Annotated in this window: 1 rRNA gene; it reads right to left on the reverse strand. The window is 51.5% G+C overall.

The annotated features are described in order from the left end of the window. Nucleotides 1–410 (reverse strand): 23S ribosomal RNA (locus KFD70_RS29335); the annotation flags it as partial.

Raw genomic sequence — 410 nt, forward strand, 5'->3', positions numbered from 1 at the left:
TAACCTCGCACGGGATCGTAACTCGCCGGTTCATTCTACAAAAGGCACGCCATCACCCGTTAACGGGCTCTGACTATTTGTAGGCACACGGTTTCAGGATCTCTTTCACTCCCCTTCCGGGGTGCTTTTCACCTTTCCCTCACGGTACTGGTTCACTATCGATCACTAGGTAGTATTTAGCCTTGGGAGATGGTCCTCCCGGATTCCGACGGAATTTCACGTGTTCCGCCGTACTCAGGATACATTCAAGAGAGAACGAAGTTTCGACTACGGGGTTGTTACCCTCTGTGACGAGCCTTTCCAGACTGCTTCGTCTACCTCGTTCCTTTGTAACTCCGTATAGAATGTCCTACAACCCCAAGAGGCAAGCCTCTTGGTTTGGGCTAGATTCCGTTTCGCTCGCCGCTACT

The sequence above is a fragment of the Bacillus pfraonensis genome (genome assembly GCF_050768835.1).
Lineage (GTDB): Bacteria > Bacillota > Bacilli > Bacillales > Bacillaceae_G > Bacillus_A > Bacillus_A pfraonensis.